Annotated in this window: 14 protein-coding genes; 6 read left to right on the top strand and 8 right to left on the bottom strand. The window is 63.7% G+C overall.

Going from position 1 to position 12,303, the window contains the following annotated elements:
* Positions 1–103: 103 nt before the first annotated feature.
* Positions 104–967 carry a DUF2189 domain-containing protein gene (locus tag AACZ65_RS13210; RefSeq protein WP_339671570.1) on the top strand — a complete coding sequence of 288 codons (864 nt, stop codon included), beginning with the start codon at positions 104–106 and terminating at the stop codon, positions 965–967.
* Here the strand turns inward: AACZ65_RS13210 and AACZ65_RS13205 are convergent.
* Complete coding sequence (locus AACZ65_RS13205) at positions 964–1,551, bottom strand: riboflavin synthase (RefSeq protein WP_339671568.1); 588 nt, start codon at positions 1,549–1,551, stop codon at positions 964–966. The two genes, AACZ65_RS13210 and AACZ65_RS13205, sit on opposite strands and share 4 nt — an antisense overlap.
* Positions 1,552–1,690: 139 nt before the next feature.
* Between AACZ65_RS13205 and AACZ65_RS13200 the strand changes: the two genes are divergently transcribed.
* The 3 genes from AACZ65_RS13200 to AACZ65_RS13190 all read left to right on the top strand — a co-directional run bounded on the left by AACZ65_RS13200 (position 1,691) and on the right by AACZ65_RS13190 (position 6,248).
* Entirely contained in the window at positions 1,691–2,983 is a 1,293-nt protein-coding gene (locus AACZ65_RS13200; protein ID WP_037272629.1) for a capsular biosynthesis protein, read from the top strand.
* 98 nt (positions 2,984–3,081) lie between these two features.
* Complete coding sequence (locus tag AACZ65_RS13195; RefSeq protein WP_102105928.1) at positions 3,082–4,230, top strand: polysaccharide biosynthesis/export family protein; 1,149 nt, start codon at positions 3,082–3,084, stop codon at positions 4,228–4,230.
* Positions 4,227–6,248 carry a capsular polysaccharide biosynthesis protein gene (locus AACZ65_RS13190; RefSeq protein ID WP_339671616.1) on the top strand — a complete coding sequence of 674 codons (2,022 nt, stop codon included), beginning with the start codon at positions 4,227–4,229 and terminating at the stop codon, positions 6,246–6,248. Before AACZ65_RS13195 ends, AACZ65_RS13190 begins: the two co-directional genes overlap by 4 nt.
* 17 nt (positions 6,249–6,265) lie before the next feature.
* Here the strand turns inward: AACZ65_RS13190 and AACZ65_RS13185 are convergent, their stop codons facing one another.
* From AACZ65_RS13185 to AACZ65_RS13170, 4 genes are read right to left on the bottom strand one after another with little or no spacing between them, the layout of a single operon-like run.
* Entirely contained in the window at positions 6,266–7,162 is an 897-nt protein-coding gene (locus AACZ65_RS13185; protein ID WP_339671564.1) for an OmpA family protein, read from the bottom strand.
* A 36-nt stretch (positions 7,163–7,198) separates the two neighbouring features.
* Complete coding sequence (locus AACZ65_RS13180) at positions 7,199–7,771, bottom strand: peroxidase-related enzyme (RefSeq protein WP_037272621.1); 573 nt, start codon at positions 7,769–7,771, stop codon at positions 7,199–7,201.
* Positions 7,772–7,774: 3 nt separating this feature from the next.
* Entirely contained in the window at positions 7,775–8,494 is a 720-nt protein-coding gene (locus AACZ65_RS13175; protein ID WP_339671561.1) for a GNAT family N-acetyltransferase, read from the bottom strand.
* Positions 8,491–9,213 carry a molybdopterin-binding protein gene (locus tag AACZ65_RS13170; RefSeq protein ID WP_339671559.1) on the bottom strand — a complete coding sequence of 241 codons (723 nt, stop codon included), beginning with the start codon at positions 9,211–9,213 and terminating at the stop codon, positions 8,491–8,493. Before AACZ65_RS13170 ends, AACZ65_RS13175 begins: the two co-directional genes overlap by 4 nt.
* A 45-nt stretch (positions 9,214–9,258) precedes the next feature.
* Here AACZ65_RS13170 and sfsA point away from each other — a divergent pair, with 45 nt between their 5' ends.
* Entirely contained in the window at positions 9,259–9,990 is a 732-nt protein-coding gene (gene sfsA, locus AACZ65_RS13165; RefSeq protein WP_339671557.1) for a DNA/RNA nuclease SfsA, read from the top strand.
* A 40-nt stretch (positions 9,991–10,030) separates the two neighbouring features.
* Complete coding sequence (gene map / locus AACZ65_RS13160) at positions 10,031–10,843, top strand: type I methionyl aminopeptidase (protein ID WP_339671555.1); 813 nt, start codon at positions 10,031–10,033, stop codon at positions 10,841–10,843.
* A gap of 13 nt (positions 10,844–10,856) precedes the next feature.
* Here map and tsaA read toward each other — a convergent pair whose 3' ends face one another.
* From tsaA to AACZ65_RS13145, 3 genes are all read right to left on the bottom strand, one after another.
* On the bottom strand, positions 10,857–11,339 hold the full coding sequence (gene tsaA, locus AACZ65_RS13155; RefSeq protein ID WP_339671553.1) for a tRNA (N6-threonylcarbamoyladenosine(37)-N6)-methyltransferase TrmO: 483 nt from the start codon (positions 11,337–11,339) through the stop codon (positions 10,857–10,859).
* Between the two features lie 17 nt (positions 11,340–11,356).
* Entirely contained in the window at positions 11,357–11,710 is a 354-nt protein-coding gene (locus AACZ65_RS13150) for an H-type lectin domain-containing protein (RefSeq protein WP_037272605.1), read from the bottom strand.
* Between the two features lie 112 nt (positions 11,711–11,822).
* Positions 11,823–12,248, bottom strand: coding sequence for a F0F1 ATP synthase subunit epsilon (locus AACZ65_RS13145; RefSeq protein WP_037272989.1), 426 nt, complete (start codon positions 12,246–12,248; stop codon positions 11,823–11,825).
* Between the last annotated feature and the right edge of the window lie 55 nt (positions 12,249–12,303).

Raw genomic sequence — 12,303 nt, 5'->3', positions numbered from 1 at the left:
CGTGATGTGACGGCAGGGGCAATCCGTGGTATCTTGATCCCACCACAACGTGACGGCGCAATGCCGGACCTTCGGCTTCCGCGCCCCGAAAAGGGAGGCCAGAATGACCAAGACCATCGGCAATCCACTGACATGGCTGGCGGGCACCACCGCAAGCGCGGGACGTAGCGCGTCTGACGCCGCCGAGGCGCTCGGCAGCGAAATCACCACCCCACCCGAGGTGCGCACCCTCAGCCATGACGACCTGCGCGCCGCCCTGCACAAGGGGCTGGCGGATTTCGTGGCCCTGCGCAGCGACGTGTTCTTTCTCATCGCGATCTATCCGCTGATCGGCATCACGCTGGCCCTTACGGCGTTTCATTCGGCCAATCTGCACCTGCTCTTTCCGCTGGCGGCAGGGTTCACCCTGCTGGGTCCAGTGATCGGAACCGGGCTCTATGAAATGAGCCGTCAGCGCGAAACCGGGCAGGCAACGGGCTGGGGCACCGCCCTGCACGCCCTGCGCGCGCGTGTTCTGGGGCCGGTGCTGGTTCTGGGGGTCTATCTCATGGGGCTTTTCGTGGTCTGGATGTTCGCCGCGAAGTATATCTACGACCTCACGCTTGGGCCGCTTCCCCCCACCAGCCTGATGGGCTTTGCACAGGATGTGCTGACCACCGGGGCGGGCTGGCAAATGATCATCTTGGGCATGGCCACGGGCTTTGTTTTTGCCGCCGCCGTTCTCGTGCTCAGCCTGATCTCATTCCCGATGCTGATCGACCGGCGCGTGGGCCTGCCCGTGGCGGTGATGACTTCGTTTGCCGTGGCGCGGCGCAATCCGCGCATTGTCGCCACATGGGGCCTGATCGTGGCGCTTGGCATGACCCTCGGGATGCTGCCCGCGTTCCTTGGGTTGGTGATCGTTCTGCCGGTGCTTGGGCACGCAACATGGCATCTCTACCGCGCTGCCGTGCCGGCTGAGGGCTAATCCGCCTCGGCCAGCCGCGCCACATACCGCGCAAGCGTGTCGATCTCGAGATTGACCATATCCCCCAGTGCCACGTCGCCCCATGTGGTCACCGATTTGGTATGCGGGATGAAGTTGATCCCGAAATCGCAGCCGTCGACCTCGTTGACCGTAAGCGAGGTGCCGTTGAGCGCCACTGATCCCTTGGGGGCGATGAACCGCGCAAGAGACGCAGGCGCGCGCAGCGTAACGCGGGTGCTGTCGCCCTCGTCGCGCAATCCCACGACCTCGGCCAAGCCATCGACATGGCCCGACACGATATGCCCGCCCAATTCATCGCCGACCCGCAGCGCCCTTTCCAGATTGACGCGCCGCCCCTCAGCCCAACCCGACAGGTTGGTCTTGGACAGGGTTTCGGCCGAAATATCCACGTCGAACCAGCCGGACCCGAGCGCCACAACCGTCAGGCACACGCCGTCACAGGCGATAGAGGCACCAATCTCGATCCGTGCGGTATCATAGCCAGTGCCAATCCGCGCGCGCAGATCGCCACGATGCTCTACCGCCTGAATGCGCCCCACATCGGTGATGATGCCCGTGAACATGTATCGCTCTCCTCTTGGTATCTCGTGACCCCTACCGCCCTCACCGCCGCCAGACAAGAGACCGCAGCCGACAGGGCTTATTTTCGCCCGATTTTTGCAGTAGAAAGCGTGATCGAGCGCAAAGGCAAGAGACACTGCCATGACTGGTCTGACCGGCGAGAACCGCGCGTTCCTGTTTCTTCAGGGGCCGCATGGGCCGTTCTTCTATCAACTCGGGCAGATGCTGCGCCGGGCAGGGGCGGATGTCTGGCGCGTAGGCTTCAATGCCGGGGATCAGGCGTTCTGGCGCCAGCGGAGCAGCTATCTGCCCTTTCTCGGTCAGGCCGAGGACTGGCCCGCGACCCTCAGCCAGATCCTCGATGACAAGCGCATCACCGATCTCGTGCTCTATGGCGATACCCGGCCCATCCATGCGCAAGCGGTTGAGCTCGCCCGCGCGCGCGGCCTCACGATCCATGTCTTTGAAGAAGGTTACATGCGCCCCTACTGGGTGACGTATGAGCGCGGCGGCACCAATGGCAATTCCCGCTTGATGGAAATGAGCGTGCCAGAGATGCGGCAGGCTCTGGAAAACTCAGACATGGACACCGCCCTGCCCCCGGCCAGTTGGGGTGACATGCGCCAGCATGTTTTCTACGGCGCGCTTTATCATGGCTTTGTCCTCTTCCTGAACCGCCGCTACCGCCATTTCCGCCCCCATCGCGCGCTGACCGTCGGACAGGAGTTCAAGCTCTACCTGAAACGGCTGGTGCTGATGCCGGTTCAGGCCATCGAGCGGCGTCTGACCACATGGCGGGTGCGCACCGGCGGATTTCCCTATCACATCGCGCTTTTGCAGTTGGAACACGACGCCTCGTTTCAGGCCCATTCGCCCTTTTCCACGATGACCGAATTTCTGGAAACCGTGATCGACGGCTTTGCGCGCGGCGCGCCGCCGCATCATCATCTGGTGATCAAGGCGCATCCGCTGGAGGATGGCCGCGCCCCCATCCGCAGCGAATTGCGCCGCCTTGTGCGCGCCCATGGCCTGCGCGGGCGGGTGCACTACCTGCGCGGCGGCAAGCTTGCGAAACTGCTGGACGAGGCGCGCTCTGCCGTCACGGTCAATTCCACGGCGGCGCAACAGGTGCTCTGGCGCGGCATTCCGCTGCGCACCTTCGGTCAGGCGGTCTATGCCAAGCCGCAATTCGTCTCGACCAAACCCTTGTCCGATTTCTTTGCCGGGGCAGAGCGCCCCGACCGCCGCGCCTATACCGATTATCGTCGGTTTCTGCTGGAAACCAGCCAGATCGCGGGCGGCTTCTATTCCTCGTCCGGGCGGCGTCAATTGCTGCGACAAGCGGTCGATATGATGCTTGCCGCCGAAGACCCCTATGACGCACTACGCTCTGGCACCGCGGCCCCTCGGCAACAGTTGCGCCTCATCACATAGGCGCAGGCGATGGAAATGCTGGATTTTAACAATTTTCTCCGGTAGCGTGGCAAAAAAAGACCCGAGGCAGAACAAGAACAGGTCGAGGAGACCGAGCAGTGACATCCCGACACACCCGATGGGCGCGCCCTGTTGCGCTATTGCTTATTGCGTCCCTCGTGGCCGGATGCGGCCTGCCGCGCGTGGGCCCCAACAAGCGTGAACTCTACGCCGGATCGGTCCAGCGTCAGGGCGATGCCTTTGTCGTGACCGTCAATGACCGCGTTACCCGCGCGACCGCCGTGCAACCGGCACTCGGCTTTACCGACCAATTCCAGAACGCAGGCCTGCTTGGCTCTGACCTCATCAGCCCCGGTGACACGCTGGGCCTGACCATCTGGGAAAACGTCGATGACGGGCTTTTGGCTGGCGAGGCAACCAACCAGACCACCTTGGGCGAGGTGCAGGTGGACGGCTCCGGCTTTATCTTCGTGCCCTATGCGGGCCGGATCAAGGCCTCAGGCAACACCCCCGAAGGCGTCCGCCGCATCATTACCGAGAAACTCGAACAGCAAACCCCCGATCCCCAAGTCGAGGTGCGCCGTCTTGCGGGCAACGGCTCGACCGTGTCGATCAGCGGGGCGGTCAGCGGTCAGGGCGTCTATCCGATCGAGGCCCCCACCCGCACCCTCTCGGCGATGATCGCCTCTGCCGGTGGCATCGCGATCCCGCCAGAGGTGGCGCAGATCACGGTCATTCGCGGCGATCAACGCTCCAAGGTCTGGTTTCAGGACCTCTTCAAATACCCGCAGTTCGACATCGCCCTGCGCGGTGGTGACCGTATTCTGGTCGAGGCCGATACCCGCGCCTATACCGCCCTTGGCGCGACCGGTGCTCAGTCGCGCGTAACCTTCGAGACGCAGACGCTCAGCGCGCTTGAGGCCATCGCACAGGTGGGCGGTCTCTCGACCGCCGCCGCCGATCCGACCGGCGTCTTCGTGCTGCGCAACGAACCTGCGGAAATCGCCAATCAGGTGCTGGGCCGTAACGACCTTCAGGGCGCGCAACGTCTGGTCTACGTGCTCGACCTCACCAAGCCAAACGGCATGTTCATGGCGCGGGATTTCTCGATCCGCGACGACGACACGATCTATGTGACCGAGGCGCCGTTCACGCAATGGTCCAAGGTCATCGGGGCCTTTACCGGCACGCTTGGCGCGGTCGGGTCGGTATCGACGGCGTCCTCGACGCTCTCGGGCGACTTTTGAGCCAGCCCTCTGACGGGCAACCCGCTGGCGAGGCAGAAGCCTCCCGGCGGGTTTTCTATTTCAACGGCGGGTTTCTGTGGCAAACCCGCGTGCGCCGTATCCTGAAACTGGCAGGCCATGACCTGACCCTTGGGCGGCCCGGCAGGGATGACCTCATCGCCGTCTGGGGCCGCAGCCCCTATGCTGCGCGCGGCGAGGCGGTGGCGGCCCGCACCGGTTCCGGGCTCTTGCGCATCGAGGATGCGTTTTTGCGCTCGCTCCATCCGGGACGCAGCGGCGAGCCGCCTATGGGGCTCGTGATCGACCGGCGCGGCATCTATTTCGATAGCCGCCACGCTTCCGATCTCGAACATCTGCTGGCCACGCATCCGCTGGATGATACCGCCCTTCTGGACCGGGCGCGCAGCGGCATCGCGCGGCTGCAAGAGGCACATCTGAGCAAATACAGCGCCTTTGAGCCTGCTACCCCCTGTCCTGATCCGGGCTATGTCCTGGTGATCGACCAGACCCGCGGCGATGCCTCGGTCACCCATGGCGGGGCCGATGCCAACACCTTCCGCGAGATGCTCTATTGGGCACAAGAGGATCACCCCGGCGCACCCATCATCATCAAAACCCATCCCGAAACCACATCGGGCCACCGCCCCGGCTATTTCAGCACCAAGGACGAGAGCACGCGCATCCGCCTCCTCTCCGATCCGGTCAGCCCTTGGGCGCTGCTGGACGGGGCCATCGCGGTCTATTGCGTGACCTCGCAGATAGGGTTCGAGGCCATTCTGGCCGGGCACCGCCCACAGGTCTTTGGCCAGCCGTTCTATGCGGGCTGGGGCCTGAGCGACGACCGCCACCCCCTGCCCCTCAGCCGCCGGGGCCGCAAGCTGACGCGCGCGCAGCTCTTTGCCGGGGCGATGCTGCTCTATCCCACATGGTATGACCCCTGCCGCGACCGTCTCTGCGATCTGGATCAGGCGATTTCGACGCTGGAGGCCGAAACGCGGGCCTGGCGCGAGGATCACACCGGCTGGCAGGCCCATGGCATGCGCCTGTGGAAACGCGCGCCGCTGCAACGCTTCTTCGGCCAGCATCGGCGCATGGTCTTTGGCGGACCGCCCCAGCCCGACCGCCGCGCGATGGTCTGGGCCTCTCAGACCGACACAGCCCCGGTTGGGGCGGTGCGTGTCGAGGACGGCTTTCTGCGCTCGCGCGGCCTCGGGGCCGATCTAATCCCGCCTCTGTCCCTGGTCTGTGACGATCTGGGCATCTACTATGACCCTAGGCATGAGAGCCAGCTAGAGCGCCTGATCTCCGCCCGCGCCCGCCTGCGCCCCGATCAAGACCGCCGCGCCGAGGCGCTGATCGCGGCGCTGATCCGCCATGGCCTCAGCAAATACAACCTCGGTCAGCCGGTGCCCGACCTGCCCGAAGGACGGCGAATCCTCGTGCCGGGACAGGTCGAGGATGACGCCTCAATTCGCCTCGGGGCCGGGACCATCTGCACCAATCTCGCACTCCTGCAAGCGGCCCGCACGGCCAACCCGGATGCCGTGATCCTTTACAAACCACATCCCGATGTCGAGGCCGGGCTTCGCCCCGGCGCCGTGCCTCCCGCGGCCGCCCGCGACCTCGCAGATGTGATCCTTGACCGCACCGATCCGGCCCGGCTCTTGGGCATGGTCGACGAGGTCTGGACCATGACCTCGCTTCTGGGGTTCGAGGCGCTCTTGCGCGGGGTGCGTGTGACCACGACCGGCGCGCCATTCTACGCGGGTTGGGGTCTCACCCGTGATCTGGGCGACACCCCGGCGCGGCGTAGTGCGCGACCCACGCTGCGCGGTCTCGTCCATGCCACGCTGATTGATTATCCGCGCTACCGCGATCCCGTGACCGGGCGGGCCTGCCCGGTCGAGGTGGTGGTCGAGCGGCTGGCGCATGGTCCCTTGCCCCGGCCCGGCCCTGCCAACCGCCTCTTGGCCAAGCTGCAAGGCATGCTGGCCTCCTACGCCACATGGTGGCGCTGAGGCGGGACAAACAATCGCTATTGCGGGCTGGCATCCAATAGAACGACCTCGACCCGGCGATTGCGCTCGCGCCCCTCTGGGCTGGTGTTTGGGGCAATCGGGGCCAGATAGCCGATACCATGCGCCTCGACCTGCGTCGGGTCTACGCCATGTTTCTGGATCAGACGCGCCATCACTGCTTCTGCGCGGGCCCGCGAGAGGGCCGTATTCGTCTCCAACCCTCCGGTGCTGTCCGTATGCCCGACAAGCGCAACGCGCGTCTCTGGCGACGCCGCCAGAAACTGCGCCAAGACCACAAGGCTGCCATGCGGGCCCGGTCCAAGCGCGTTGTCGCCCGAGCCGAAATCAAGCCCCTCAAGCACCACATGCCCCATCTCTCGCAAGCGCAGCACCAGATCGGCTTGCGGCTCAACGTCGGCAGGCGTGGGGATCACGCTCTCCCCCTCCGCCAACGGCGTCACTTGCAGGATCTGAACATAGCCGGTCTGCCCGCTCTGGCTGACAATCAGGACTGCGTGATCCTGCGTCGCCCCCACACCCCGTCGCGCGAGCAAATAACGATAGTCGAAGAGATCAAGAAACATATCCGGCGCAGGCAGCGTGGGCAGGGCAAATCGGAAATCAAACCCGCCACACTCCACAGCCGCACACTCAAACGCCACGTCCCAGCCAGCGGCCTCCAACTGCTCACGCAGTGGCGTCAAAAGTTGCAGCGTCGTGACCCCCTGCACCGGCATCCGCCACGCCCGGCTGACGATCCGCCCTTCAAGGCGCAGGCTGGGCATATCCGTGCCGGAATGTGGCCCCGTCGGCAGGCTCACCGTATCCGCTGTGCCGATCACCTCACGCGTGAGGCTGGCCCCCGCAGGCAGGCTCAGATCGACCGCAGAGGCCGGCCCCCCTGCGAACAACATCCACAGCAAAAATGAAAACGCGCGCCGCATCCCGCCCTATCGCGCCTGCGCATGATACTCGGGGTTGGGCTGCATGCCCGTGGCCGAGGCAACCCGATTGCTCATGTTGAAAAAGCCCGCAACATTGGCAATGTCCCAAATGTCGCGATCGGTGAACCCCACGTCGCGAAGTCCGGCACGATCAGTTTCGGTGATCTCGGACGAGGCGCGCGTGATCTTCTCGGCAAAGCCCAGCATCGCGCTCTGCCGCGCATCTAGCCGCGCCACTCGCCAATTCATCACCATCGCCTCACCCAAGGCGGGATCACCCGACAGTTGCCGCACCGCAGCACCATGCGCCACCTGACAATACCAGCAGCGATTGATCGCACTGACCACCACCGCGATCATCTCACGCTCCAGCTTGCTCAGGCCGCTCTCGGCCAGCATCAGGTTGTTGTAAAGCGTGGTAAAAGCGTTGAGCTTGTCGATATCGAACGCATAGGCCCGGAGAACATTGGGGATCATGCCCAGTTTCTCGGCGCAGATGTCAAAATACTTCTGCGTTGCCTCGGGCAGCGGGTCGAGCATCGGCAGATCAAGCGCTGTGGGCTGGTCTGAATTGGTCATGTCTTACTCCTTCTGCCGGTAATGGTAATCGCCAACATGCGAAAATCCCATCGCGGAATAGAGCCCGTTGGCCCCCTGATTGCCCTTGGTGCAAATCACCGCCAGAAATTCCGCGCCCTCGGATTGCGCCCAAAGAGCGGCCTGAAGCATCATCAGCCGCCCCATGCCTGCGCGGCGATGGCGGGCCTGCACCTCGAGCGCATGCACCATGGCGATCCCATCGTGAATGGCGGCAAAGCCGGTGGCGGCGGGCTGATCCTTGTGCCTGCCGAACAGCCCGGTCTTGGGGCCGGTCACACGCTCCATCACCGCGATCCGCGCCGGGCCAATTCCACCTTCGGCCCAGATTTCGCGCATGATTTCCAAGGATTCCCAAACCGCAAAGGTGCTGACACGCGGCGGCCTGTCCACCGTCAAGGTCGCAACGGGCACCACATAGAGATTGACGGGATCAACCACCTCATAGCCCTCAGCGGCCAAGAGCGCATCCAGCGCGCCATCCCCCTCACGCAATTGAAACAGCGGGCTTTGATCCAGCGCGCGCATGGCAGCTTCGGCCTTGGTCAATTCCTCGGGCGTGATCGGCCGCGCCGCCGTGGCTGCCGATACGCGCTTGCCGCCACCCCGCCCCTCGCGGATCGTGACAGGGCCAAGCACCTCTGTCCGCGCGGGTGGCCAGGTCGCCTCTGTCACCGCATAGAGGGTCTGCACATCTGGTTTCATGCCGGAAACATCCCCGCCAATTCGGACATTGCCGCATCAAGCCGCGCGCCATCCTGCCCGCGCATCACGATCTGCGCGCCATAACACCCGTCGCGGATGAACGGATAGGATCCGATGCTCAAATCCGGATACCGCCCCGCCAGATCCGACAAGGGTCCGGCAATGTCGCCCTCGCCGCGCCGGATTTCCAGCGTCTGTGACAGGATCGGCGCGCCCCCCGTGAGCTTGGGCAGCACAGAGGCCAGCATCGCCTGGAAAATCGACGGCACCCCGGCCATGACATGCACATTCTCGATGGTAAAGCCCGGCGCGGCACTGATCGGATTGTCAATCAGCGTGGCCCCGTCGGGAATACGCGCCATGCGCAGGCGCGCATCGTTCAACTCCTGCCCGCGCGCGTCGTAATGCGCAGCCAGAATGGCGCGGGCATCCTCGCGCACCGAAATCGGCCGATCAAAGGCCGCCGCCACATTCTCGGCGGTGATGTCATCATGGGTCGGGCCAATCCCGCCCGAGGTGAACACATGGTCATAGGCCGCACTCAGCGCCCGAACCGCCGCGACAATCGCGTCGGGGTCATCGCTGACTACGCGCACCTCCCTGAGGTCGATGCCCATCTTTGTCACCTCGCCCGCCAGATAATGCATGTTGGCATCACGCGTACGCCCCGAGAGGATCTCGTCTCCGATGACAAGCATGGCAGCGGTCGGGTTGGGCATGGCAGACTCCTTGATCCGGGGACAAACACGGTATAGGCGCAGGCCATGCGCTTTCAAACCCCTCTTGTGCAGGCTGTGCTGCTGCGCCGCTACAAACGCTTTCTCGCCGATATTCGCCTCATGGACGGGCGCGAGGTGACGGCGCATTGCGCCAATCCCGGCAGCATGATGGGCCTGGCAGAGCCCGGCGCATCCATCTGGGTCGAACCCAACGACGATCCGCGCAAGAAACTCAAATTCGGCTGGCGGCTGGTCGAGAGTGGCAATGGCGATTTCACTTGTGTGGATACCGCCATTGCCAATCGCGTGGTCAAAGAGGCGCTAGAGGCGGGGCAAATCCCAGAGTTGGCGGTGTATGATATGGTGCGGCCCGAACAATCCTACGGCGCGGGCAGCCGGGTGGATTTCCTGCTGTCGGGCGAGGGTCTGCCCGATGCCTATGTCGAAGTGAAATCCGTCACCCTGTTGCGAAGCCCCGGTCTCGCGGAATTTCCCGACAGCGTCACGGCGCGCGGGGCGCGCCACCTAAGGGAATTGTCCGAAATAGTGCGTGCAGGGCACCGCGCCGTGCTTCTCTATCTGGTGCAACGCACCGATGCGCAGGCCGTGACCGTGGCAGAGGACATAGACCCCACCTATGCGTCGGCATTGCACCGGGCGCACGCCGCAGGGGTCACGGTGCTGTCATATCGGGCCAATATCACGCCGCAAGAGGTCACAATCGGACACAGTCTGCCCCTTGCGGACGACCGCCCTCTGGTCCTTTCGCGCAAATAGCCCTAGATAAACGGAAAATGTACACCATACGAGGCCGGACGTGAACGAGACACACCGAGGACGATTGACGCGCGAAGGTATCCGCATCCATGAGACTGCGGATTTTGCCGGCATGCACCGGGCCGGGGCGCTCGCCGCACAGATCCTTGACGAGATCGCAGAGCATGTTTTTGTCGGCCAGACCACCGCCGCCATCGACAAGGTGATCGAGGACAGGGTCAACGCCTCCGGCGCGAAATCCGCCACCATCGGGTATAAGGGCTATCAGCACGCAAGCTGTATCAGCGTCAATCACGTGGTCTGCCACGGCATTCCCGGCGACAAGGTTCTGAAAGACGGTGACATTCTGAACGTCGATGTGACCGTCATCGTGGATGGCTGGTTCGGCGATACCAGCCGCATGTATGTGGCAGGCAAACTCAGCCGCAAAGCCGAGCGCCTCGTTCAGGTCACGCATGACGCGCTGATGAAGGGGATCGAGGCCGTGCGCCCCGGTAATACCTTTGGCGACATAGGCCATGCAATCCAGAGCTATGTGGAGGCGCATCGCATGTCGGTGGTGCGCGATTTTTGCGGTCATGGGCTGGGCCGCGTGTTCCACGCCCCGCCCAATGTGCTCCATTACGGGCGAGCGGGCAGCGGGCCGCGTCTGGAGGAAGGTATGTTCTTTACCATCGAACCGATGGTCAATCTGGGCCGTCCCGAAACCAAGGTCCTCGCCGATGACTGGACCGCCGTCACCCGTGACAAATCCCTCTCGGCACAGTTCGAACATTCCATCGGCGTGACCGCCACCGGCGCAGAGATTTTCACCCTCTCGCCCGCAGGCAAATTTCATCCCACCTGGGCGTGATCGGAAAATCGCCCTACCCCAGATCCGCCGCCTTGGGCGGGGCCTTTGGCGTAAACTCGCAACGATCCGGCTTGATGTCCACCAATGGTGTGCCATCGAGACAATCCAGCCCCCGCACGACCAAGGCCGCCCCGTCCACCCCGATCAGCCGCACCTGCGATGTTCCGATCGGATTGGGTCGCTGCGGCGAGCGCAGGGCAAAGGTGCCGAAATACCGTGCCCCATCCCCCTTGGGATTCTGCCGCACCAGATCACGCCGTGACCGGTCCAACCAATAGAGGATTTCGAGATGCTGATAGGCCTCGATTCCCTCCAGCGCCGCAACCCAAGGCGCGAAAACCTCTATCCGGCACTCCGGCCCATCGAGCCGTCCCTGACGCGGGCAATCTTCCCGCCGGGTCCATGGCGTATGTATCCTGCCGATGAACTGTAGCGCGGCGTCCTGCCTTTCGGGCAGCTCGGTCACCACCTCACCAGCGCGCAATCGCGTGTCCATCCCGGCCCACCCTTTCGTCAGTAGACGTCTTGCCAGTCATCCTCGTGGAACACCTCGCCAAGCGCCATCCAGCGCACCCGCACCCGAGCCACCCGCGTATCCGCCCAGGTGCGAAACACGATGTCAAACCCCTTCGTCGTGATCTTCTCCGCCGTGACATCGGCGCGGGCATTGGTGGCACTGTCCATATCCCAGAGCGACAGAGCCACATGCACCGCAGGCTCGGACTTGAACGGGCTGGAAAACGTGATCTTCTTGCGCCGCTCTCGCGCGCCTGACCCGGTCCACATCTCCCCCCCATCGGCAAAATCCGAAAAGAGGACATCATCCCCCTGTTCGATCCCAATGGCCTGATTGATCAAGAATTTCATACGACGCCTTCCGACACTCTGGCGAGACTACACCGCTTTTCCGGCAAAATTGAGAGCGAAAAATGAAAAAAGGGCCGCGGAACGGCCCCTTTAATCACAAAATCGGCGCGCCTCAGTTGGCAGACAAACCGATATGATCACCAACGGCGACCATATCCGCCAAAAGCTTGGCCATCTCGTCGACCGGGCCGGGCTCATTGACGAATTTCTCTTGCGCATGCGCCAACTTGTCGGTCGCGGCATCCACCATCGCCTTGTACGCCTCGCGGGTCATGTCCTCGCGGGCAACAGCCTGCTCGGCCAGAACCGACACGCTCTTGCCGCTGATCTCGGCGAAACCGCCGGTCACGACATATTCCTTCTCGCCCGACGGCCCCGAAACCCGCAGGATACCGGGACGCAGGGTGGTGATGAGCGGGGCGTGATCGGCCATGGCGGTCAGATCGCCCTCGGCTCCCGGAATGCTCACCTCATGGGCAGCGACCGAGGCCAAGAGCCGCTCGGGGCTCACCAGATCGAATTGCACTGTTTCAGCCATCTCGGCCTCCCTCATGGTGTCAGGCCTGCGCGGGGATCACCCGCGCAGAACCGTG

It is taken from the genome of uncultured Roseovarius sp., from assembly GCF_963972555.1.
GTDB classification, from domain to species: Bacteria; Pseudomonadota; Alphaproteobacteria; order Rhodobacterales; family Rhodobacteraceae; genus Roseovarius; species Roseovarius mucosus.
Note: the sequence above shows the minus strand (reverse complement) of the source record. Positions and strands in the feature narration are given on the sequence as shown.

Bases quoted from the DNA above. Each gene is read 5' to 3' on its own strand.
- AACZ65_RS13210 (WP_339671570.1), top strand. From the start codon at position 104: ATGACCAAGACCATCGGCAATCCACTGACATGGCTGGCGGGCACCACC.
- AACZ65_RS13205 (WP_339671568.1), bottom strand. From the start codon at position 1,551: ATGTTCACGGGCATCATCACCGATGTGGGGCGCATTCAGGCGGTAGAG.
- AACZ65_RS13200 (WP_037272629.1), top strand. From the start codon at position 1,691: ATGACTGGTCTGACCGGCGAGAACCGCGCGTTCCTGTTTCTTCAGGGG.
- AACZ65_RS13185 (WP_339671564.1), bottom strand. From the start codon at position 7,162: ATGTTGTTCGCAGGGGGGCCGGCCTCTGCGGTCGATCTGAGCCTGCCT.
- AACZ65_RS13180 (WP_037272621.1), bottom strand. From the start codon at position 7,771: ATGACCAATTCAGACCAGCCCACAGCGCTTGATCTGCCGATGCTCGAC.
- AACZ65_RS13175 (WP_339671561.1), bottom strand. From the start codon at position 8,494: ATGAAACCAGATGTGCAGACCCTCTATGCGGTGACAGAGGCGACCTGG.
- AACZ65_RS13170 (WP_339671559.1), bottom strand. From the start codon at position 9,213: ATGCCCAACCCGACCGCTGCCATGCTTGTCATCGGAGACGAGATCCTC.
- sfsA (WP_339671557.1), top strand. From the start codon at position 9,259: ATGCGCTTTCAAACCCCTCTTGTGCAGGCTGTGCTGCTGCGCCGCTAC.
- tsaA (WP_339671553.1), bottom strand. From the start codon at position 11,339: ATGGACACGCGATTGCGCGCTGGTGAGGTGGTGACCGAGCTGCCCGAA.
- AACZ65_RS13150 (WP_037272605.1), bottom strand. From the start codon at position 11,710: ATGAAATTCTTGATCAATCAGGCCATTGGGATCGAACAGGGGGATGAT.
- AACZ65_RS13145 (WP_037272989.1), bottom strand. From the start codon at position 12,248: ATGGCTGAAACAGTGCAATTCGATCTGGTGAGCCCCGAGCGGCTCTTG.